We start from the raw sequence: 21,452 nt of genomic DNA on the forward strand, positions 1-21,452 counted from the left end.
GCCGCGACGCGGAACGCCGGTTTCCACGGCACCGACGGCGCCCAGCGCCACCACGGGCGGGATCCGGCCCGCCGCGACGGCGGGGACCAGCGCGGCGACGACCGTCGCCGCCACGGCCACCAGGGCGGCCCCGGCGACACACCGGCCCCCAACACCCCGGCGACCATGCCCGACACCGTCGCCTCGGCCAGCACGGCGCGTACGAGCTGGCCTCGACCGGCGCCGACACACCGCAGCAGGGCGAGCTGGGTTCGGCGCTGGGTGAGGACGATGCGGAAGGTCGAGGCGACGACGACCACGGCCGCGACCAGCGCCAGGCCCGCGAAGACCGACACCCCGGTCAGCACCGCGTCCACCGTGCCCGAGGCCTCGCGCGCCTCCCCCGCCCGCTGCTCGGCCGAGGTGCGCATGGCATCCGGGGCACCGAGCGCGGCGCCGATCCTCGCCTCTGTGTCCACTTCGGACGACGTGACGTCCACCTGGTCCAGCGTGCCGCCGAGCGTCGCCACCGCATGCGGAAGCGCGACCAGGCTGTTGACCGGCTCGGTGGGCAACGCGACGATGCCGGTGACCACGACCTGGCGGGGCGCCGACAGGAAGTCGACGACCAGCCGGGCACCGGGGCGCACCCCGGTGCGCTCCGCGGTGGCCGTGCCCACCGCGACCTCGTCGTCGGCGGCAGAGAGCCGACCTCCTGCGCCCCGCCCGGCAGCCGGGTCAGTGGCCCGCCCATCGGGTCGGACCCGAGCCGCCACATCCCGCTCGCGCCGGGGCCGCGGACCGAACCGAAGCCCGTCCACACCCCGACCGTCTCGGTGACGCCGTCGATGGCGGCGACTCGGTCGACCAGGTCAGCACGGGCGTCGTCGGGCAGCAGCTCGGGCAGCACGACGGCGGCGGCCGCGGTCGGCGTCTTGCACGCTGGTCGCCGTGAGGTAGCTGCGCATCGTCTCGCCCAGCAGCAGCGCGCCCGCGGCGAAGACCGTCGCGACCGTGACGGCCAGCCCGGTCAGCAGTAGCCGCCCCGGGCGCCTGCGGGTCTCGGCGAGCAGCGCCGCGGATGCCGCGTTCACGCCGTCACCCCGGACAGGGCCTCCAGCACGGTCTCGGGCCGCGGATCGGCGACGGCCCCGGCGAGCCGTCCGTCGCGCAGCAACACCACCGCCTCCGCGAACGACGCCGCGACCGGATCGTGGGTGGCCATGACGACGGTCTGACCGAGCTCGCGCACCGAGGTCCGCAGCAGGTCGAGCAACTCGTGCCCGCTGGCGGTGTCGAGGTTGCCGGTGGGCTCGTCGGCGAACACGATCTCGGGCCGCCCGAGCAGGGCCCGCGCGACCGCCGCCCGCTGCTGCTGCCCGCCGGACAGCTGCGCCGGGCGGTGGGTCAGCCGATCGCCGATCCCGAGCAGCTCGACGAGCTCCGCCCGCCACCTCGAATCGACGCGGCGGCCGGCGAGCCGGGCCGGCAGGTCGATGTTCTGGTCGGCGGTGAGCTGCGGGAGCAGGTTGAACGACTGGAACACGAAACCGATCCGGTCACGGCGCACCGCGGTCAGCTCGGCGTCGCGGCAGCGGCCCAGGTCGGTGCCTCCGAGCAGGACCTGGCCCGAGGTCGGCGTGTCCAACCCGGTCAGGCAGTGCATCAGCGTCGACTTGCCGGAACCGGACGGCCCCATGATCGCGGTGAAGCGCGCCGCCGGGATCTCCAGGCTCACCCCGTCGAGGGCGCGCACGGCAGCGCCGCCGCGCCCGTAGATCTTCACCAGGCCCACGACGGATGCGGCCGGCACAGCGTGCCGCGGCGGGTCCAGGGTTGTCGCAAGTCCTCCTGATCGACATGGGTTGTCACGGATCGCAAGAGCGGGCGGCTGGCCGCCGACGCGGCGAGGACGAGGACGACGCCGCCGAGAAGCACACCGCCGAACAGCACCAGTCCCGAGGGCGCCAGCCCGTTCACCGCCGTCCCGAGCGGGGAGGCGCAGAGCAGGCCGAGAGCCAGCGCGATCCCGGCGTTGACGAGCATCGGCAGGACCGTCTCGGCCTCGTGCTCGGTGCGCACGAGCGCGCCGGAGACGAGCGCGCCCAGCGCGGTGCGGGCCCGGTCGCGATCGGCCGCGTCGGAGGGCCAGACGGGCACGGCGACGGTCGCGGCGCCGGCACGGACCGCGGCGGGCGGGCCCACCTGCGCCGCGATGCCCAGCGTGTCGAGCCGCTGCGCGGCCGCCGCCGTGCCCGCCGCGCTCCGCTCGGCGGGCACCCGGACCCACAGCGTGTCCGGGTCCTCTCCCGTCCAGCCCGGGAGCATCGCTGTCAGCGGGGCCAGGAAGGCGCCGACGAAGACGGCGAGCGTCACCCCGGCCAGCGGCCGGAAGGCCCCCTGGGGTCGTCGAGCAGCCGACGGCCGGCCAGCAGCGCGGGTGCCGACCGGGCACGCCGGGTGAGCACGCCGCCGAGCAGCCGCACGACCAGCGGCCCGATCAGCGAGATCGCACCGAACAGCGCCAGCACCCCGATCCCGAACACCAGCCCGACGATGTCGGACGGCGCGATCTGGATCGACTGGCTCATGATCACGAACACCGCGACGCCGGCGGCGAGGCCGAGCAGCCGCACCAGTCGCGCCCCCTGCGGGCGGTCCCGTCGGACGACGCCGAGCGGGGTGATCACGACCCGGCGTAGCCCGCCGACCGCCGAACCGGCCGCCAGCAGCGCCACGCAGGCGAACGCGGCGAGCGCAGTCACCGGCGCGGGGCGGACGTCGGCGACGAACCAGGTGCTGCCCGCCAGCGAGATCTGGGCGATCGCGGGCGCCAGCAGCCACTCCGTGGCGATTCCGAGTACAGCCGCCGCGGCGGCCACCACCGTCACCTCGGTCACCGCCGCCACGGTGACCTGCCGCCGGGACGCCCCGAACAGCCGAAGCGTGGCCAGCCGCTCGGTGCGCCGGGCCGCGCTCAGCCGGGCCGACGCCCCGAGCAGGCTCGCAACGGGGAAGACCAGCAGCGCGAGGGCCACGTAGGTGAGCTGGCGGTAGATCTCGGCGAGCCCGAGGCCCTCGCCCGGGCGGTCGAACCCGGCGACCGCGACCACCTCGGATCGAGCCGACGCGACCACCTCGGATCGCTCCGGCGCGGTCAGCACCGGATCGCCTGCGGGCCGTCCGACCACGGCGACCAGCTCGTCCGGCCCGAGCAGCCCGGCATCGCCGATCACCCCGGTCGGGACATCCACCGGGTAGCGCGCGGCCAGCGCGTCGGCGGGCACCGTGCGCAGCAGTTCGGCCAGCGCAGGCGAGACCCACAGCTCGCCGGGCAACGGCATCCGGGGCAGCCCGGGCGGCCCGGCCGCGTCCGGACGCGGGTCGACGACATCGATCTGCTGGATGGCGCGGTCCGTGACGTGGTCGGTGCGCACGAGCAGCTGGGCGACCGGGGCGGTGCCGGGCGGTGCCGCGGCCGGGGTGCGCCAGCCCACCCGCTGCTCCCTGGCGTCGAGGCCGTGCAGCGCACCGAGAGCGAAGGCCAGCAGCGCCGTCGCCACCGCCACCCCGGTCGCCACCAGGCCTGCCGCGGACCAGGCGTTTCGCCCGCCGGCGCGCAGCAGCCGCAGGCTCAACGCGATCACGGGGCCGCCCCGGTCAACCCGGCGGCCGCGGTGCGACCGTCACGGATGGCGATGGTCCGGTCGCAGGCCGCGGCGACCTCGGCGTCATGGGTGACGACGAGCCCGGCGCCGGTGCGGCGGGCCAGCCCGGTGAGCAGCGCGACGGTCTGTCCGCCGGTCACCGAGTCGAGCGCGCCGGTCGGCTCGTCGGCAAACACCACGGCGGGCCGCGCCACGAGCGCCCGCGCGATCGCCACCCGCTGTTCCTGGCCGCCGGAGAGCTGGCCGGGCCTGCGCTGCTCCAGTCCAGCGAGGCCGAGCGGGTCGAACCATTGCGCCGCACGGGCGACCGCCTCTCGGCGAGACACCCCGGCCAGCAGCAGCGGCAGCGCGACGTTCTCCACGGCGGCCAGTTCGGGCAGCAGCTGCCCGAACTGGAAGACGAAGCCGAACCGGTTACGGCGCAACGCGGTCCGGCGTTCTTCCGACAGATCGTCGATCCGCTCGCCATCGAGGAGTACCTGGCCCTCATCCGGCATGAGGATCCCCGCGAGGCAGTGCAGCAGCGTCGACTTCCCCGATCCCGACGACCCGGTCACGGCGACCGTCTCGCCGCGGTGCACCGTCAACCCGGCCTCGGCCAGCACCGTCGCCGCTCCGAAGCGCTTGGTCAACCCGCTGGCGACCAGCACCGGCTGCGGCGCGGTCACCGGGCGCGCGCTGCGGACCGGCGCCTGCGGATTCCTGCTGAAGGACGCGGGGCCGCGGCTGCTCGTGGAGGCGGTGCGGGCGGCGGCGGCCGGGGATGCGCTGGTCTCGCCGTCGGTGACGGTGCGGCTGCTCGAACACCTCGCGAAACCCGTCCGTTCCGCGCCTGCCCAGACCGAGCCGCTCTCGCCGCGCGAGCTCGACGTGGTGCGCGCCGTGGCCCGCGGCCGTACCAATGCCGAGATCGCGGCCGAGCTGTTCGTCTCGCTGTCCACGGTCAAGACGCATCTGGCCAACATGCACACCAAGCTCGCCGCCCGGAACCGGGTGGAGGTCGCCGCGTGGGCCTGGGAGAACGGCCTGGTCAACTGACCCTGTGAGTGCGTAACAGTGTTAGAATACTGTTACGCACTCACAGTTCGGTGGGGACTGCGATGACGTCCACCATCGCGCCGTTGCGCAGCACGGTGACCGGCAGCGGTGCGTTGATGGCGTCGCCGAAGAGCTGGCGCTGGATGCCCTGGGCGTCGTGCACCGGACGGCGGCCGACGTCGAGAACGAGGTCGCCGGGCCGCAGGCCGGCCCGTGCCGCGGGGCTGCCCGCGATCACCTCGGCCAGCTTCAGCCCCTTGCGGCGGCCGTAGCGTTCGGCCACGGCCGCGGGCACCGGCGCCGGCTTGCCCACCACCCCGAGATACGCCCGACGGACCCGGCCGTGGGTGCGCAGCGCGTCGACGATCCGCAGCGTCGTCGCGTTGACCGGGACGGCGAGACCGAGCCCCGCGCCCGCGACCGCGGTGTTGATCCCGACCACGCGGGCGTGCGAGTCGGCGAGCGCGCCGCCGGAGTTGCCGGGGTTGAGCGCGGCGTCGGTCTGGATGACGTCCTCGACCACCCGTCCGGCGTTCCCGCTGCGGGTCGGCAGCGACCGGCCCAGCGCACTGACCACGCCCGCGGTCACCGACCCGGCCAAGCCCAGCGGGTTGCCGACCGCGACGACGAGCTGCCCTACCACGAGCCGGTCGGCGTCCCCGAGCCGGACGGCTGCGGGCAGCACGGCGGGGGCATGGGCGCGCAACAGCGCCAGATCCGACAGCGGGTCGGAACCCACGACCCGGACCGAGACCTCCGAGCCGTCGACGAAGTCGACCCGGCCGCTGCGGGCGTCGCCCACCACATGCGCGTTCGTGAGCAGCTCGTCGGGCCCGATCACCACCGCGGATCCGGTACCGCGATACATTCGCACCGCGGCCACCCGTCCGGTGAGTTCGGCGGCCACTGCGCTGACCGTCCTGGAATACGCATCGAGCTCGTCCATCGCGACCGCCCTCGCTGCACTTACATCGTTGCAGCTGCAGAACGTCGGGCCTGGCCGGCCTGTTCCCCGTGGCGCTCCCGCCTGATCCACGTTTCGGCGGCGGGAGCCTCGGTGGGCGCGGTTGCCGACGCCGAAAAGCCGATCACGGGCGGACCGTGCCGCGGGCGGGTCAGACCTCCTCGGCCTGCGCCGCGGCCGGGTCCCACGACAACCCCGGCACGCCCCAGCCGCGGCGCCTGAGCGCCTTGCGCGCGGCGCGGTCGTTGCGGCCCATGAGCCGCTCGACGTAGACGATCCCCTCTAGGTGATCGGTCTCATGCTGCAGGCAGCGCGCGAAGAACCCGCGCCCTTCCACCTCGACCGGTTTGCCGTCGACATCGAAGCCGGTCACCCTGGCCCAGTCCGCCCGGCCGGTGGGGAACTGCTCACCGGGCACCGAAAGGCAGCCCTCGTCGTTGTCGTCCGGGTCGGGCATCGTCTCGGGGATCTCCGAGGTCTCCAGCCCCGGGTTGACGACGACGCCGCGTTTCATCGTGCGCGTCTGTTCGTCGGGACAGTCGTAGACGAACACCCGCAGCCCGACCCCGATCTGGTTGGCCGCGAGCCCCACCCCGTGCGCGGCGGCCATCGTGTCGAACATGTCCTCGACGAGATCGCGCAGGACCTCGTCGAACACCTGCACCGGCTCGGCCGGGCTGTGCAGGACGGGGTCGCCGATGATCCGGATGGGGCGAACTGTCACACCAGAAGACTAATGTCGCCGGTCTCGGCGGACCTTCGGTGGGCGGTACCCCCGCCTCCACCTCGGTCCCGATCCGGACCGGTGGGTCGGCGCGTCCCTGGCCGGTCGTTGTCCGGGTCGCGTGGTCTAATGACCGGCGCTGAATGACATCCATGTCATTCAGCGGTAGGCCAGCAGCGCAGCGATGTCCGAGGAGCGTGATGGAGTCCGCCACGGAACCCGACCGGGGCGCGAACACCGCCGGCAGCCCCGTCCAGGAACTGGAGCGCAGGGAGCGGGAGATCCTCGCCTTCGAGGGCCAGTGGTGGAAGTACGCGGGCGCCAAGGAGCAGGCGATCCGCGAGCTGTTCGACATGTCGGCGACCCGGTACTACCAGGTGCTCAACGCGCTCATCGACAAGCCCGCGGCGCTCGCCACCGACCCCCTGCTCGTCAAGCGGCTGCGTCGGCTGCGTGTCAGCCGACAGCGCACCCGCGCGGCGCGTCGCCTGGGAATCGAGCCCTGGTAACGGCACAGTGATCACGTCGACCATGTCGATCACGTCCGGATACCGACCGGCACAGCGCAGACGGAGGTTGCAGTGACCGAACCGGATTCACCCGGGGGCTCCTCGCCGCTGCGCATCGGCGGCTTCGCGCTGCTCGGCATCGGCCTCGTCGCCGGAGTGATCGGGCTGGCGTCGCTGACGACCGGAGGCGACGAGGCCCCGCCCGCGGCGGCGCCGTCCACTTCGGTCACCGACACCGCCGCCGCTCCGGCCCCGCAGACGGCTCGACCCGACGACGGCGAAGTCCCCGTGCCGTCGTTCGGACCCACCCCTGTCGACGGCATCGCCGCGCCGCCGACCACGGCATCCGCTCCCGGCCCGGCCGCGGGCGGCGGATCCGGAGTCCTGGCCCAGGGCGGGATCGCGGCGGCCGGCTCCGGGGCGGGGGGCGCCGGGGTCGTCCGGGCGCCCGTCCGGGTCTACAACAACAGCACGATCACCGAGCTCGCCGCCCGCGCCGCCGACGACTTCCGCGGCGCGGGTTGGCAGGTGGAAACCGTCGCCAACTACCCGAGCGGGGTCATCCCGACCACCACCGTCTACTACCGGCCGGGCACCGGCGAGCAGGCCGCCGCGCAGGCCCTGGGACGCGACTTCGGGATGCGTGTCGAGCCGCGCTTCGAGGGACTCACCGATGCGAGCCCCGGTCTCATCGTCATCGTCACCAACGACTACCAGCGCCGCTGACGTCCGCTCCCCGGGGATCGGGGACGCGCCGGCCGACGATATCGGCCGCCGCGTCCCCAGTGTCAGCGTCCCCGATGTCAGCGTCGTCGATCCGCGTAGGCCGCGAGCGCCGCGAGCTGGAGCGGATCCAGCGACGGCGGGACGGAATCCCGCGCCGCGGCGATATGCGCGCCCGTCACCTCAACGGCGTCGAGTGACTCCCGCATCGCGGTGAGCGCCGCCTCCCGGAGCACGGCGGCACAGTCGGCCGCGGAGTAGCCATCCAGCTCGGCGGCGAGCGCATCGAGGTCGACCTCCGCGGCGAGCGGGGTATTACGGCCGGCGGCACGGAGAATCTCCCCGCGCGCGGCGGCGTCCGGCGGCGGAACATAGACGAGCCGCTCCAGCCGTCCGGGGCGCAACAGGGCCGGGTCGATGAGCTCGGGACGGTTCGTCGCTCCGACGACGATGACGTCGCGCAAGGGCTCGGCCCCGTCGAGCTCGGTGAGCAGCGCCGCGACGACCCGGTCGGCCACCCCCGAGTCGGCGGAGGCACCGCGACGCGGCGCCAGAGCATCGACCTCGTCGAGGAACACCAGGGCGGGCGCGGCGTCGGCGGCCTTGCGGAACAGCTCGCGGACCGCGCGCTCGGACTCCCCCACGTACTTGTCGAGCAGTTCGGCACCCTTCACCGACAGCACGTTCAGCTGTCCCGTCCCGGCCAGCGCGCGGAGCAGGAAGGTCTTGCCGCACCCCGGTGGGCCGTAGAGCAGCACCCCGCGCGGCGCCGCCACGCCGAGACGGGCGAACGAGTCGGGGTACCGCAGCGGCCACAGCACCGCTTCGGTGAGTGCCTGCTTGACCTCGACCATGTCACCGACCTGGTCGAGGGTGATCCCCCCGGTCTGGAGCGTGTCCGACGACGACATCGAGATCGGTCGCACCGCACCGACGGCATCCAGCAGGTCTTGCTGATGGATCCGCGGCTGGGCCGGCGTGGCGTCGGCAGGCGGATCGGTATCGGCCGGGATCGGCTGGTCCCGGTGGCGCAGCGCCGCCTGGACCGCGGCCTCCCGGCGCACCGCGATGAGGTCGGCGACGACGAATCCGGGCGCCCGCTCGGCGATCGCCTGCAGGTCGACATCGGCGGCCAGCGGTACCCCGGCCAGCAGCCGGCGCAGCAGCTCGGTCCGGGTCCGGACATCGGGTAGCGCCAGGCTCAGCTCGCGGTCGACGAGCTCGGGGGCGCGCAGCCGCGGGTCGACGGCCTCCGGCGCCGCCGTGGTCGCGACCAGCGCGAGGCCGGGGGTGCCGACCGCGGCCCGCAGCGCGTCGAGCACCAGGGTGGCCAGCGGCGGCGACGCGGCGGCCGGCAGCAGCACGTCGATATCCGTGATCAGCAGGACCACCGGGGTGCCGGCGCGGGAGGAGGCGCGCGCTGCGTCGATCACCTCGTGCACCCGGGCGGAGGCGGCACCCGCCTCCAGCGCGGCGACGGCCGGGGCGGCCAGTTCCTGACAGCCCGCGCCGACCACAGCCGCCGCGCTGCGCACCAGCGTCGCCTTCCCGACGCCCTCCGGACCCACCACGAGCACCCCGAGCCGCGGCGTCCCCCCGAGCCGGGCCAGCAGCTCGGGGCGGGTGAAGGTCAGCTCCAGCCACTCGACGAGCCGACGTCCACGGTCGGCGTTCCCGGCCAGCTCGTCGACGTCCGGAACCCGCTCGGCGGACGGTTCGTCCGCCGCGGGCGCGAGGACCCGGCCGTTCCCAGGCCCCGCCGCGGTCGCCGAGCCGGCGGCCCGGGCCGGCGCGGGCGGTCCGGGCTGTCCCGTCGTCGGCCCGTCCTGCCACCCCACCACCGTTGAGGGCTGCACCGCGACGACGCCGGGGGGCTCGGCGGCGACAACCGTGAGCAGCTCGCTGGTCCAGCCGCCGCCCACGGCGTTGGCCAGGCCACGCCGGGTGGCGGGCACATCGGCGCCGGGCGGCGGCGCGATGTCCTGGGGCAGCAGCGAAACGGCGTCGCCGACGGTCAGCACCTTGCCCATGAGCGCGAGCCGCAGCGTCTCCGGCGGGATGCCGCGGGCCAGCACGGACCCGGCGAGCAGCACCCGATGGGCCGCGGTCACCGGCGCGGGCGCGACGACGATCGGGGCGCCGTCGGTGAGCCCGGCGTTGGACAGCGTCACATCGTCGAGACGGGCCTGTCCCGGCGGAGTGTCCTGGTCCGCCGCGGCAGCGAGCGCCGTCGTCACCCGTACACCGGTCAGCGTGACAGCGTCCCAGGACCGCAACCCCAGCGCGTCGAGGATCTCGGGGTGCAGCCGGACCACGCCGCGCCGGGAATCGGCGGCCGCGGCGGCCAGGCGGGCGACCAGGGTGATCTCAGGCGTGGGCACTCCCTCACGCTATCGGCCGCGACGGGCCCGGCGGCGACGCACTCAGCGTCTGCGCAGCCCCAGCCGTCGCCGGGAGCCTCGTCGGGTCGGGCCGGTGTCGGGAGCCGGGCTGATCGCCATGCCCGACCGGCCGTTGCGAGCCTCGAGCCGTTCCTCGAAACCGCGCCGCCGCACGGCTCGCGCGACCGCGCTCGCCGAGCCCGCGACCCGGCGCCGCAGCGGCGGACGCAGCCCGAGCCTGCGGGTGGACCGCGCGGCCCTGGCGACGGCGCGGCGCTGGCGAACCGGGACATTCCAGGCCTCGGGATGCCGCGACAGCCACCGGTGCCGGTACACGATGTAGGGCATCAGCACCAGGTACCCGACCGCGACGACGGCGAGCCCGAGGAACGGAACCGTCAGCAGCACGGCCGCGGCCAGGCCGACCAGCACGAGCAGGGGCGCGATGAGCCGCGGCGAGACCCGGACCGCCTTGAGCGACAGGGTCGGCACCCGGCTCACCATGAGCCCCCCGACGATCAGCACCCACAGCGCGATCGTGAGCGGAGCGGACCACCAGCCCGGGCCGAAGTGCAGCCACAGGTACAGCGGGATTCCCGCGATCAGGGCCGCGGCGGGGGCCGGGACCCCGACGAAGAACTCCTTGGCATACGGCGGCTGATAGGTGTCCTCGAGAAGCGAGTTGAAGCGAGCCAGCCGCAGCGCCATGCACACGGCGAAGATCAGCGCGACGATCCAGCCGAACTGGTTGCCCTGCAACTGCCAGATGTAGAACACCAGAGCGGGCGCGACGCCGAAGGAGACGAGGTCGGACAGCGAGTCGAGCTCGGCGCCGATCTTGGAGCTGGCATCGAGCAGCCGGGCGAGCCCGCCGTCGAGGGCGTCACACAGCGCGGCGGCGCCGACCGCGGCCACACAGAGTTCGAAGCGCCCGGCCAGCGCGAACTGCACCGCCGACAGCCCGGCGCACAGCGCGAGGACCGTGACCGCGTTGGGCAGCAGGCGGATGCCGGCGGCGTAGCTGGGCATCGCTCAGCCCGCCTGGCCGCCGGGAAGTTCGGCGAGGACCGTCTCGCCGCCGATCGTGCGCTGCCCGACGGCGACGAGTGGCCGCGCGCCCGGGGGTAGGTAGGTGTCGACCCGGGAGCCGAAGCGGATCAGGCCGTAGGTCTCGCCCGCGGCCACCTCGGCGCCGGGCTGCACGTCGCACACGATGCGCCGGGCCAGCAGCCCGGCGATCTGCAGCACTCCGACCCGGACGCCGTCGGCGGTCTGGATGAGCAGCGCGTTGCGCTCGTTGTCCTCGCTGGCCTTGTCCAGGTCGGCGGAGAGGAAGGTGCCGGGCCGGTACTCCACGGCGCGCACCCGCCCGTCCACGGGGATGCGCTGCACGTGCACGTCGAGCAGCGAAAGGAAGACGCTCACCCGCGGAGCGGGCACCGGGGGCAGGTCGAGTTCCGGGGGGGGCAGGACTGCGGAGACCGTCGCGACGGTGCCGTCGGCGGGGGCGAGCACCACCCCGGTGCGCGGCGGTGGTACCCGGCGGGGCTCGCGGAAGAACACGGCGGTGGCGGCGGTGGCGGCGGCGCCGAGGAGCGCACCGCGGCCGGTGAGCAGGCGAAGCAGGGCCGCACCGGCGGCGACCGCGGCCACGACCGGCCGTCCCCCGGGATGCATGGGCGGCGCCGCCGCCCTGACCAGTTCCGCGATATGCCCCACTGACGTCCCAGCCTGCGAGTTCGCGAGCTGGGTGATTCCGTTTTGTTCGGACATTGAGGCGGGTCGACTCCTGAGGAGAGGAACGCATCGGCAGTCATTCTCGCGCCGCGGTGACGGCGGCCACCGTACGCGACACCTCCCATGCAAAAGGGCCGGGGCCGCCATCCCCCGAGACAGCGACCCCGGCCATGGAACCGCTCGTCCGCTCCCCAGCGACGGGCGGTAGGTCCGTTGCGTCAGGAGGTGGATACCCCCCGCGCTTCGAAAGTATTCCCCAGCCCCCGAACATCGTCCAGATCACTGGGTGGGGAACCCCACGATCCGCACGTTTGGCCGAGCACTCATGTGTTGGACGTTGCGTGCGGGACCAATGTTGCACACATCGCCCTGTGACCTCTACCACTTTTCGAGTGATCGCTATCCGTCCAGCAACCAGACCTCGACCTCCGCACCCGCTTCGATCGCGGTCACCTGCTCCGGGAGAACGATCAGGCAGTCGGCCTTGGCGAGCGCGCCGATCAGATGGGATGCCGCGGTGCCCACCTCCCGGACCGTCCCGTCGGCGGCGTCCAGGGTCCCGCGCCGGAACTGGCGCTTACCCTCCGGCGATTCCATCGGCTCCTGCAACCGGGCGGTCACGACGGGCCGCCGCGGATGCGGATGCCCGAGCGCGGCGCGCAGGACCGGGCGGACGAACACCTCGAACGAGACCTGCGAGCTGACGGGATTCCCGGGCAGCGTCACCACGGCCACACCCGAGTCGTCGAGCCGGCCCGCGCCCTGGGGCCCGCCCGGCTGCATGGCGACTCTGACGAACTCCACGCCGCGCCCGGCCAGCGCGTCCTTGACCACCTCGTATGCGCCCGCGCTGACCCCCCCGGAGGTGAGCACGAGGTCGACGCCCTCGGCGATGCGCTCATCGAGGACCTTCGTGAACTGTGCCACGTCGTCGGGGACGAAGCGCAGCAGTTCGGCGTGCGCGCCGGCGTCCTGCACCGCGGCGGCCAGCATCGGACCGTTGGACTCATAGATCTGGCCCGGTTGCAGCTGGGTGCCCGGGGCAACCAGCTCCGATCCGGTCGAGAGCACGAGCACATGCGGCGGGCGCCGCACCGCGACGGTGGGCGAGCCGACCGCGGCCGCCAGCCCGATCTGAGACGCGCCGAGGATCGTTCCTGCGGTCAGCACGACCGCACCGGCCGCGACGTCCTCGCCCGCCCGGCGCACGAACGCACCGGCGGGCGGGCCGTGCAGCACCCGCACGCGCTGCAGGCCGCGGTCGGTCAGCTCCACCTGGACCACCGCGTCGGCGCCAGCCGGCAGCGGGGCGCCGGTCATGATCCGGTGTGCGGTTCCGGGCTCGAGCACGGGCACGTCCGTGCGGCCCGCCGGGATATCGGCGCCCACCGGCAGGTCGACCGGGTTCTCCGCAGACGCACCCGCCACATCGGCCGCCCGCACGGCATAGCCGTCCATCGCGGAGTTGTCGAAGGGGGGCAACGAGATCGGCGAGATCAGGTCGGACGACAGCACGAGACCGCGCGCCTCGGCCAGCGGCACCCCCTGGACCGGGGCCGGAGACACAAGTGCGGCGACGACGGCCTGGTGCTCGGCAACGCTGCGCGGCGGACGGGAGCTGGTCACAACCGTATCTTGCCGGGTTTGCGCACCGCCTGCCCAAGCGGGCCGAGGCCGCGAACGCGGGGGCCTGATCGGCCCGGCCGAGGCACTGAAACTGCGGTAGCGTCGAGCGCGTTCGTCCGCAACAACAGGAGGTGCCGTGGCTCAGGGCACGGTCAAATGGTTCAACTCGGAGAAGGGCTACGGCTTCATCGCCACTGACGGCGGGCCGGATGTCTTCGTTCACTACTCGGCGATCCAGGCGGACGGGTTCCGCACGCTCGACGAGGGCGATCGAGTGGAGTTCGAGACCACGGCAGGCCGGGACGGCCGTAGCCAGGCCGAGGCGGTCCGCCGCATCTGAGCCGCGGACACTCCGATCCACGTCGCAGGTAAACGGGGGCCGGTCCCGATTCGGGACCGGCCCCCGCGCCACCTCTCGGGCCCGCCAGAGGTCGCCTTGCACTCGCCTACCCCGAGTGCTAAAAACGGGCCTGGCACTCGGCATGTTGGAGTGCCAGAGTCGGGTCGGTGAGGCCGGCGCAGGGTTGCCGGTCGTCCGTCGCGGGCGCCGGGCTCGACGTCACGAGTCATCCCAACCGGAGGACCACACCCTCATGGCGAAGCAGATCGCGTTCGACGAGGAAGCGCGCCGCGGGCTCGAGCGCGGCATGAACACCCTCGCCGACGCCGTCAAAGTGACACTCGGCCCGCGCGGCCGCAACGTCGTCCTGGAGAAGAAGTGGGGCGCACCCACCATCACCAACGATGGTGTGTCGATCGCCAAGGAGATCGAGCTCGAGGACCCGTGGGAGAAGATCGGGGCCGAGCTGGTCAAGGAGGTGGCCAAGAAGACCGACGACATCGCCGGGGACGGGACCACCACCGCCACGGTGCTGGCCCAGGCGCTGGTCCGGGAGGGGCTGCGCAACGTGGCCGCCGGGGCCAACCCGATGTCGCTCAAGCGGGGGATCGAGAAGGCCGTCGAGGCCGTGTCCCAGCAGCTGCTCAAGACCGCCAAGGAGGTCGAGACCAAGGAGCAGATCGCGGCCACCGCCTCGATCTCCGCGGCCGACCCCTCGATCGGCGAGCTGATCGCCGAGGCGATGGACAAGGTCGGCAAGGAAGGCGTCATCACCGTCGAGGAGTCGCAGACCTTCGGGCTGGAGCTGGAGCTCACCGAGGGCATGCGCTTCGACAAGGGCTACATCTCGCCCTACTTCGTGACCGACGCCGAGCGGATGGAGGCCGAGCTCGAGGACCCCTACGTCCTCCTGGTCAGCTCCAAGATCTCGACCGTCAAGGACCTGCTCCCGCTGCTGGAGAAGGTCATGCAGTCCGGCAAGCCGCTGGCGATCATCGCCGAGGACGTCGAGGGCGAGGCACTGGCCACGCTCGTCGTCAACAAGATCCGCGGCACCTTCAAGTCGGTCGCGGTGAAGGCGCCGGGCTTCGGGGACCGCCGCGAGGCGATGCTGGCCGACATGGCCATCCTGACCGGCGGCGAGGTGATCTCCGAGAAGGTCGGGCTGAAGCTGGAGAACGCCGACCTGTCGCTGCTGGGCCGGGCCCGCAAGGTGGTGGTCACCAAGGACGAGACCACCATCGTCGACGGCGCCGGCGACGCCGACCAGATCGCCGGGCGGGTCAACCAGATCCGCTCCGAGATCGAGCGCACCGACTCCGACTACGACCGGGAGAAGCTGCAGGAGCGGCTGGCCAAGCTGGCCGGCGGGGTCGCGGTGATCAAGGCCGGGGCGGCCACCGAGGTCGAGCTCAAGGAGCGCAAGCACCGCATCGAGGACGCGGTGCGCAACGCCAAGGCGGCCGTCGAGGAGGGCATCGTCGCCGGCGGCGGGGTGGCGTTGATCCAGGCCGGGGCCGGGCTGTTCGAGGGGCTCGGGCTCGAGGGGGACGAGGCCACCGGGGCGAACATCGTCAAGGTCGCGCTGGAGGCCCCGCTCAAGCAGATCGCGATCAACGCCGGGCTCGAGGGCGGGGTCGTGGCCGAGAAGGTCCGCGGGCTGGCCGCCGGGGAGGGGCTGGACGCGGCCACCGGCGAGTACAAGGACCTGATCAAGGCCGGCATCATCGACCCGGCCAAGGTCACCCGCTCGGCGCTGCAGAACGCCGCCTCGATCGCGGGGCTGTTCCTCACCACCGAGGCCGTCATCGCCGACAAGCCGGAGAAGAACGCGGCACCGGCCGGCGGCGGCGCCCCCGACATGGGCGGCATGGACTTCTGAGTCCACTCCACCCAGCACGTCCTGACAGGGGCGGCATCCGTTCGCGGGTGCCGCCCCTGCGGCCTTTCGCGGACGCCACCGCCGCAGCCGTTCGCGGACGCCGCGCCCGCCGGGCCGGCACCTCCCACGAGCCGAGCGCCTGCCATCGGCGATATCCCACTCGATGATCGGCGAATCGGACCGCGGAGCCGCGATCTGCGCGGCTCCGGCTGCCAGAACGCCGATCTTGCCCAGGCGCGGGCGGAGTGGCCGTCGCGCGGGCGGCGCAGGTGAACGGCCGGGCTCGCCGGGCCATCGATCGATCAGTCCGCCTCCGGGGCCAGGATCCAGATCGCCGCGTAGAGCACCACGCCGGCGCCGAAGCCGAGCACGGTGAGCACGACGAGCAGGATCCGGAGCATCGTGGCGTCCACGCCGAGGCTCTCGGCAAGGCCGCCGCACACCCCGCCGAGCATCCGGTCGGTGCGGCTGCGGCGGAGCGTGAAGCGCTGCTTCTCGGGTGTCGGGGGGCCGGGCGGGAGCGCGGCGTACGGGTTCGCGCCCGCGGACGCATCGGTCCACGGGCCACCGGCGGACGCCGCGCCGATGCCGGCCGCCACGGACGGGACCTCGAAGGTCGCCGCATCGAGGGTCGTCGGGTGGACGCTGTGGTCGGTGGTCGGTTCCATGCCGTCGAGACTGCCGCGGCGCCGGGCCCGAAACCTCCGGGACGTCCCCGATCCCGCCCCGGACCCCGTCCCCGACGGCTCCCGGGCTCCCACCATGCCGCGGAACGGGGCGGGCGTCACCCCCGCGTGGGCGTTACGCCCGCGCGCGGGTCACTGCTGCTTCTGGTGCGGTGCCACGTAGCTCTGCGCCTCCGGAGCGGTGAACGGCGGACGGACCTGACGCAGCCCACCGGGCTGGCTCGGGTCGGCCTGGGCGATGTAGACCGAGCGGCTCGGCGGCGAACCGGCGTTGGAGAAGTCGAGCTTGCTCGCCACCAGATCGTCAGTGGTGATCGAGCTGCTCTGGATGAACGCGTCGTGCACGCCCTGGCGAGTCATGTCCCCGGCCTGGCAGGCCTTCTCGAGGATCTGCTGCCAGACCACCCCGCCCGCGTAGCCGTAGGGCACACCGGCGTTCTTCTGCGCGTCCGGGTACTTGGCCTCGAACGCCTTGCGCACCTCTTGGGCCTGGGGCACGTCGGAGGAGTACGGCACCGAGCTGGCCGCCACGAAGAGCTTGTCCACTGTGGCCGCCGCGGGTCCGGCCAGGTTGGTCGCCGGGTCGAAGACGGGGTTGTTGCCCATGACCGGCACGTTCAGCCCGAGCGCGGCGTTCGCGTTCAGCACGGAGGCAGTCTGCGCCGGGGTGGTGGTCAGCAGGATCGCCTTGACGCCCGCGCCGCGGAACCCGGTGACGATGCCGGCCATATCGGTGTCGGTGGAGGCGACCTTGACCCCCTGGAGATTGAGCCCGTGCTGCTGGGCGTAGTACTGCGAACCGCGTAGCCCGTTCTCGCCGTACTCACCACCGATGTAGATATGCCCGACCGTGTCCCCATCGGCGATCATCCCCTGCTCCTGCAGGTGGGCCAGGCCGTTGATCATCTCCAGGTCGTAGGTGGTGCCCGGGATGATCTGGTACGGGTTGTCCAGGATGAACGACGACCAGGACAGGGCCAGCGAGGTGACCTTGTCCGTCTCCAGGTTGCCGCGCAGCGCCGCGTTGATCGGCGAGCCGAGCAGCTGGAGATAGCCGAGGATGGTGGGCTGCTGCTGCCGGTACTGGGTGGTCGCGACATCGGCCTTGTAGCCGCTGTCGGCGATGTCCAGCTTGATCTGCCGGCCGCAGATACCGCCCGCGCTGTTGACCTGGTCGACCCAGAGCTCGTTGCCCTGGGTGATGCCGGTGCCGAGGTTGCGGAACGGGCCCGAGGTATCGGTCAGCACGCCCAGCGTGATCGTGTCGGCGCTGACGCCGACGTCGCTCTTCACCTGGCCGCCGCCCACTCCGGTCTCCGCGGCCTTGCTGCTGCAGCCGGCCAGGATCAGCGCGGCGACGAGCGCGACCGCCGAGGCGGCCACGCGACGGGTTGCTCGCCGTGGCATCATTTTCCGTCCTTTCCGGGTGGTGCCGACCGGCGCCCGGATGCGCCGGAGGAGTCCATGTCCGACCGGCGCCGGCCCCGAAGCGCCGCGACGGTATTGCGTCCGATGGCCGCCAGCCCACCCGGCTCGAACAGCACGACGGCGATCACCGCGAGGCCGTAGACGTACAGGCTGATCACTGTCGGGCTGAACCCGGACAGGGCCGTGCCGAGGCCGAGGTCCGCGGCGAAGAGGGTCAGGATCTGCTGGCTGCCCCAGACGATCAGCGCTCCGGCCACGGCCCCCGGGATCGATCCGAGCCCGCCGATGAGCACCATGGCCAGAAATGCGATCGACGTGTTGAGCCCGTAGTTGCCGAACTCGCTCTCGTCGGGCTTGAGCAGCCCGTACCACAGCACGAGCAGCACCCCGGCCAGCCCGGCGTAGGCCGCGCTCACCGCGAACGCGACGGCCTTGGCCCGCAGCACGTTGACGCCCATCGCGGCGGCCGCGGCTTCGTGGTCGCGCACCGCCCGCCACGCCCGCCCGACCCGGCCGCGCATCGCGCCGGCCGCCAGCAGGTAGCCGATAACCAGCACGACCAGAAACAGGTACCAGAGTCGTTCGGGCTGCCGCAGCGGCACTCCGAACAGCGCAATGTCGCCCTCGTTGGTGAACGGGAAGCCGAACAGCGAGAACGGCTCGGGGTTGCGCCCGCTGGACGCGCCGCCGGTCAGCGCGGGCAGCGCCCGGCCGAGGTAGAAGCCGATGTACACCAGCGCGAGCGAGGCGATCCCGAGATAGATCCCCTTGAGCCTGCCCGCGACCGGCGCGAACGCCAGCCCGAACAGCGCGGTGATCACCACCGCGCCGATCAGCGCGAGCAGGGGGGGCCAGCCGAACCCCACGATCCGCTCGGCGCCCGCCTGCGTGGTTTCCCCGGCCAGCACCGAGTAGGCGGTCCCGCCGACGAGCAGGAAGAAGGCGTGCGCCAGCGACAGCTGACCGGCCTGCCCGAACACCAGGGTGAGACCGATCGCCCCGACCGCTCCGACCATCACGTACTGCCCCGCCGACAGCAGACCGGGCGGAAGGTACAGCGGGAGCAGAACCAGGATCAGCAGTACGACGGCCCAGGCGATGATCGCAGGCCAGTTGCGCCGCCGTAGCCGCCCGGCGGGGCGCCCGGCGGCGGAGAACTCCGGTGTGGCCAGCGCTGTCTCAGACACGGGTCACCTCCCGCGTCCCGAACAGACCCGAGGGCCGCGCCACCAGCACCACCAACATGGCCAGGAACACCGCGACCTTCGCGAAGTCGAAGGAGACATACTGCGCGGACAGCGCGTCGACCAGGCCGACGACCAGACCGCCGACCACCGCGCCCGCGGTCGAGTCCAACCCGCCCAGGATCGCCGCCGGGAACGCCGCGAACGCGATCGCATGCGTGGTGCGGCTCAACCCGATGCCGGAGAAGTCCTGGGTCACGATGAACACCACCGCCACCCCGGCAAGCATGCCCGCGACCAGCCACGCGGTGGCCGTCACCCTCGAGCGGCGGATCCCCATCAGCGCGGCCGCCTCCGGGTTCTCGGCCTGGGCCCGCATCGCGATACCCCAGTCGGAGAACCGGAACGCCAGGAAGAATGCGGTGATCAACACCAGCCCGACGACGAGCGCCACGAGCTGGGTGGAAAACAACGTGATGTTCCCGAGCCGGACCGGGTGCGCGTCCCAGGGCGCCCCCAGGTAGGGGACCGTGGTGCCGAGCCGTCGGAAGATGTCCTCGGCGACGACGACGTCCACGCCGATCGTGAGCAGCGCCAGGCTGTTCGGGTCGGCCAGTCTGCTGCGCGAGACCAGCAGCCGCTCGATGAGCAGCGCGGCCAGCCCGGCACCGGCGATCCCGATCGCCGTGGCGGCGGGAAAGCCCAGCGCGCCGACGCTGATGGCTACCAGGTAGCCGCCGATCAGCACCAGCGACCCGTGCGCAAAGTTGATCACGCCGGTGGCCTTGAAGATGACCACAAAGCCGAGCGCGAGCAGCGCGAACACCGCGCCCTTTCCTAGGCCGTTGACGACGAGCTGCACGAACGTGGTCACCGCGGGCACTCCCCGTTCTCGCCCGTTCCCAGATACGCCTTCACGACCTCCGGGTCCCTCCGGACCGCGGCGGGTGGGCCGTCGGCGATGAGCCGGCCGAAGTCGAGGACGCTGACCCGGTCGGCGATGCCCATCACCAGTCCCATGTCGTGCTCGACCAGCAGCACCGAGATGTCCAGCGCCGCGCGCAGGTCGACGATCGTGGCCGCCATGTCGGCGGTCTCGACCGCGTTCAGGCCCGCTGCCGGCTCGTCGAGCAGCAGAATCCGCGGCTCCACGGCCAACGCGCGGGCGACGTCCACCCGTTTGGCCAGCCCGTAGGGCAATGCGCCGACCGGGGTCTCGACCACGTGGGAGAGGCCGAGGAACGCGCAGATCTCCGCCGCCCGCGCGGCGTGCCTGCGCTCCTCCCGCACGGTCCATGGCAGCCGAAATCCGCCGGAGAGGAACCCGCCGTGGGTCAGCGCGTGCCGCCCGAGCATGACGTTGTCCAGCACCGTGGAGTGCATCGACAGCGCGATGTTCTGGAACGACCTGCCGATCCCGAGCGCCGCCAGCCGGTGCGGGCGCAGCTCGGGCAGCACCGTCTCCCCGAGAACCACTCGGCCCTCGGTCGGGCGGTACAGCCCGCTGATCACGTTGAAGCAGCTGGACTTGCCCGCCCCGTTGGGCCCGATCAGGGCGTGCACGGTGCCGGGCCGCACGGTGAACGAGACCTCGTCGAGCGCCTGGATGCCGCCGAAACGCAGGCTCACCGCGTCGATCCGCAGCTCGGGGACGTCCGTACGGGTGGTCCCGGTACCGGGGCCCGCGGTCGTCGCGGTCATCCGGCCCACCTCGACAGTCCGCGGACTCCCGTCGCGGATGTCTGCGCCGCCCGCACCTCGGCGTCGGCCTGCGCGTCCGACTCCGCGTGTCCGCCCAGGTAGAGCCGCTGCACGTCGTCGCTGGCCGCGAGCCGGTCGGCAGGCCCGGTGAGGGCGACCCGGCCCACCTCCAGGACCACGGCGTGGTCGGCCACCTGCAGCGCCATCGTCGCGTTCTGTTCGACGAGCACCACCGCGGTGCCCTGCACATGGATCTCGGCGATGATCGACGCGATCCGCCCGACAAGCTGCGGGGCGAGCCCGAGCGAGGGCTCATCGAGCAGCAACAGCCGCGGCCCCGACATGAGCGCCCTGCCGATCGCCAGCATCTGCTGCTCGCCGCCGGACAGCAGCCCGGCCCGCTGCTTCGCCCGCTCGGCCAGCACCGGGAACAGCTCGTGGACCCGGTCGCGGGCCGTCCTGCGAACCGCGGCCGACGCGGCCCCCAGTCCTCCGGCCCGGAGGTTCTCCTCGACGCTCATCCGGGCGAAGATCTGCCGGCCCTCCGGCACTGCCACCGCCCCGCGCCGGACGATCGCGGCCGGGTCGAGCCGGTCGATGCGCTGATCGTCGAGGATCACCTGGCCCGCGGTCACAGCCCCGCGGTGCAGCCGCAGCGTGCCGGATATCGTGCGCAGCAGCGTTGACTTGCCCGCGCCGTTACCCCCCAGCACGGCGAGCACGGCGTCGTCGCCGACCTCCAGATCGACGTTCTCCAGCGCCCGGACCGCTCGCCCGTACCGCACCGAGAGCCCGCACACGCTCAGCACCCCGTCCTACCTTCTGCTCGGCCCATCCGCGTTCCTCCGGCTCGTGCTGATCAGGAGAGCAATCGGCAGCAGT

General features: G+C 73.0%; 21 protein-coding genes and 2 pseudogenes. 5 read left to right on the top strand and 18 right to left on the bottom strand.

Annotated features, from left to right (window positions below; all coding sequences use genetic code 11):
- Positions 1-149 precede the first annotated feature (149 nt).
- The 6 genes and pseudogenes from G567_RS37115 to G567_RS0108290 form a co-directional block, all read right to left on the bottom strand.
- Positions 150-410: pseudogene (locus G567_RS37115) on the bottom strand (FtsX-like permease family protein); the annotation flags it as partial.
- Positions 411-851: 441 nt separating this feature from the next.
- A complete protein-coding gene (locus G567_RS0108270) occupies positions 852-1,073 on the bottom strand; it encodes a hypothetical protein (protein ID WP_028929619.1) in 222 nt (73 codons plus the stop codon).
- Positions 1,070-1,765 carry an ABC transporter ATP-binding protein gene (locus tag G567_RS0108275; RefSeq protein WP_373865881.1) on the bottom strand — a complete coding sequence of 232 codons (696 nt, stop codon included), beginning with the start codon at positions 1,763-1,765 and terminating at the stop codon, positions 1,070-1,072. Before G567_RS0108275 ends, G567_RS0108270 begins: the two co-directional genes overlap by 4 nt.
- Entirely contained in the window at positions 1,762-2,355 is a 594-nt protein-coding gene (locus G567_RS35115; RefSeq protein ID WP_028929621.1) for a hypothetical protein, read from the bottom strand. The genes G567_RS0108275 and G567_RS35115 overlap by 4 nt, the downstream gene beginning before the upstream one ends.
- Entirely contained in the window at positions 2,352-3,626 is a 1,275-nt protein-coding gene (locus G567_RS0108285; protein ID WP_028929622.1) for an FtsX-like permease family protein, read from the bottom strand. Before G567_RS0108285 ends, G567_RS35115 begins: the two co-directional genes overlap by 4 nt.
- A complete protein-coding gene (locus G567_RS0108290) occupies positions 3,623-4,315 on the bottom strand; it encodes an ABC transporter ATP-binding protein (RefSeq protein ID WP_028929623.1) in 693 nt (230 codons plus the stop codon). Before G567_RS0108290 ends, G567_RS0108285 begins: the two co-directional genes overlap by 4 nt.
- On the opposite strand from G567_RS0108290, the pseudogene G567_RS27525 reads away from it, so the two are divergent.
- A pseudogene (locus tag G567_RS27525) lies at positions 4,254-4,685 on the top strand (response regulator transcription factor); the annotation flags it as partial. The gene G567_RS0108290 and the pseudogene G567_RS27525 overlap by 62 nt on opposite strands.
- A gap of 40 nt (positions 4,686-4,725) precedes the next feature.
- Here G567_RS27525 and G567_RS0108300 read toward each other — a convergent pair.
- Entirely contained in the window at positions 4,726-5,631 is a 906-nt protein-coding gene (locus G567_RS0108300; RefSeq protein WP_028929624.1) for a S1C family serine protease, read from the bottom strand.
- Positions 5,632-5,800: 169 nt separating this feature from the next.
- Positions 5,801-6,373, bottom strand: a complete 573-nt coding sequence (locus tag G567_RS0108305; RefSeq protein WP_028929625.1) for a peptide deformylase — start codon at positions 6,371-6,373, stop codon at positions 5,801-5,803.
- Between the two features lie 200 nt (positions 6,374-6,573).
- On the opposite strand from G567_RS0108305, the gene G567_RS0108310 reads away from it, so the two are divergent.
- Complete coding sequence (locus tag G567_RS0108310) at positions 6,574-6,882, top strand: DUF3263 domain-containing protein (RefSeq protein ID WP_028929626.1); 309 nt, start codon at positions 6,574-6,576, stop codon at positions 6,880-6,882.
- 72 nt (positions 6,883-6,954) lie between these two features.
- Positions 6,955-7,608 carry a LytR C-terminal domain-containing protein gene (locus tag G567_RS0108315; protein ID WP_028929627.1) on the top strand — a complete coding sequence of 218 codons (654 nt, stop codon included), beginning with the start codon at positions 6,955-6,957 and terminating at the stop codon, positions 7,606-7,608.
- Positions 7,609-7,685: 77 nt separating this feature from the next.
- Here G567_RS0108315 and G567_RS0108320 read toward each other — a convergent pair whose 3' ends face one another.
- The 4 genes from G567_RS0108320 to moeA all read right to left on the bottom strand — a co-directional run bounded on the left by G567_RS0108320 (position 7,686) and on the right by moeA (position 13,349).
- Positions 7,686-9,986 carry an AAA family ATPase gene (locus tag G567_RS0108320; RefSeq protein ID WP_028929628.1) on the bottom strand — a complete coding sequence of 767 codons (2,301 nt, stop codon included), beginning with the start codon at positions 9,984-9,986 and terminating at the stop codon, positions 7,686-7,688.
- A gap of 42 nt (positions 9,987-10,028) precedes the next feature.
- Positions 10,029-11,015, bottom strand: a complete 987-nt coding sequence (locus G567_RS0108325) for a CDP-alcohol phosphatidyltransferase family protein (protein WP_028929629.1) — start codon at positions 11,013-11,015, stop codon at positions 10,029-10,031.
- A gap of 3 nt (positions 11,016-11,018) precedes the next feature.
- Complete coding sequence (locus G567_RS0108330; protein WP_051232579.1) at positions 11,019-11,759, bottom strand: phosphatidylserine decarboxylase; 741 nt, start codon at positions 11,757-11,759, stop codon at positions 11,019-11,021.
- Positions 11,760-12,122: 363 nt separating this feature from the next.
- Complete coding sequence (gene moeA / locus G567_RS0108335) at positions 12,123-13,349, bottom strand: molybdopterin molybdotransferase MoeA (RefSeq protein ID WP_028929631.1); 1,227 nt, start codon at positions 13,347-13,349, stop codon at positions 12,123-12,125.
- A gap of 136 nt (positions 13,350-13,485) precedes the next feature.
- Here moeA and G567_RS0108340 point away from each other — a divergent pair, with 136 nt between their 5' ends.
- Both G567_RS0108340 and groL read left to right on the top strand, forming a co-directional pair.
- Complete coding sequence (locus G567_RS0108340; RefSeq protein WP_013677741.1) at positions 13,486-13,689, top strand: cold-shock protein; 204 nt, start codon at positions 13,486-13,488, stop codon at positions 13,687-13,689.
- Positions 13,690-13,942: 253 nt separating this feature from the next.
- Positions 13,943-15,571 carry a chaperonin GroEL gene (gene groL / locus G567_RS0108345; RefSeq protein WP_028929632.1) on the top strand — a complete coding sequence of 543 codons (1,629 nt, stop codon included), beginning with the start codon at positions 13,943-13,945 and terminating at the stop codon, positions 15,569-15,571.
- 302 nt (positions 15,572-15,873) lie between these two features.
- Here groL and G567_RS36830 read toward each other — a convergent pair whose 3' ends face one another.
- The 6 genes from G567_RS36830 to G567_RS0108375 form a co-directional block, all read right to left on the bottom strand.
- Positions 15,874-16,239 carry a PspC domain-containing protein gene (locus tag G567_RS36830; protein WP_051232580.1) on the bottom strand — a complete coding sequence of 122 codons (366 nt, stop codon included), beginning with the start codon at positions 16,237-16,239 and terminating at the stop codon, positions 15,874-15,876.
- A gap of 150 nt (positions 16,240-16,389) precedes the next feature.
- The gene (locus tag G567_RS0108355; RefSeq protein WP_028929633.1) at positions 16,390-17,640 is read right to left on the bottom strand and encodes an ABC transporter substrate-binding protein; all 1,251 of its coding nucleotides are present in this window, start codon (positions 17,638-17,640) and stop codon (positions 16,390-16,392) included.
- A 23-nt stretch (positions 17,641-17,663) separates the two neighbouring features.
- Positions 17,664-18,872, bottom strand: a complete 1,209-nt coding sequence (locus G567_RS27535) for a branched-chain amino acid ABC transporter permease (RefSeq protein ID WP_245585584.1) — start codon at positions 18,870-18,872, stop codon at positions 17,664-17,666.
- On the bottom strand, positions 18,865-19,743 hold the full coding sequence (locus G567_RS0108365; RefSeq protein WP_028929634.1) for a branched-chain amino acid ABC transporter permease: 879 nt from the start codon (positions 19,741-19,743) through the stop codon (positions 18,865-18,867). Before G567_RS0108365 ends, G567_RS27535 begins: the two co-directional genes overlap by 8 nt.
- Entirely contained in the window at positions 19,740-20,570 is an 831-nt protein-coding gene (locus G567_RS0108370; RefSeq protein ID WP_147201314.1) for an ABC transporter ATP-binding protein, read from the bottom strand. The genes G567_RS0108365 and G567_RS0108370 overlap by 4 nt, the downstream gene beginning before the upstream one ends.
- The gene (locus G567_RS0108375) at positions 20,567-21,379 is read right to left on the bottom strand and encodes an ABC transporter ATP-binding protein (protein WP_028929636.1); all 813 of its coding nucleotides are present in this window, start codon (positions 21,377-21,379) and stop codon (positions 20,567-20,569) included. The genes G567_RS0108370 and G567_RS0108375 overlap by 4 nt, the downstream gene beginning before the upstream one ends.
- Between the last annotated feature and the right edge of the window lie 73 nt (positions 21,380-21,452).

Source organism: Pseudonocardia asaccharolytica DSM 44247 = NBRC 16224 (genome assembly GCF_000423625.1).
GTDB classification, from domain to species: Bacteria; Actinomycetota; Actinomycetes; order Mycobacteriales; family Pseudonocardiaceae; genus Pseudonocardia; species Pseudonocardia asaccharolytica.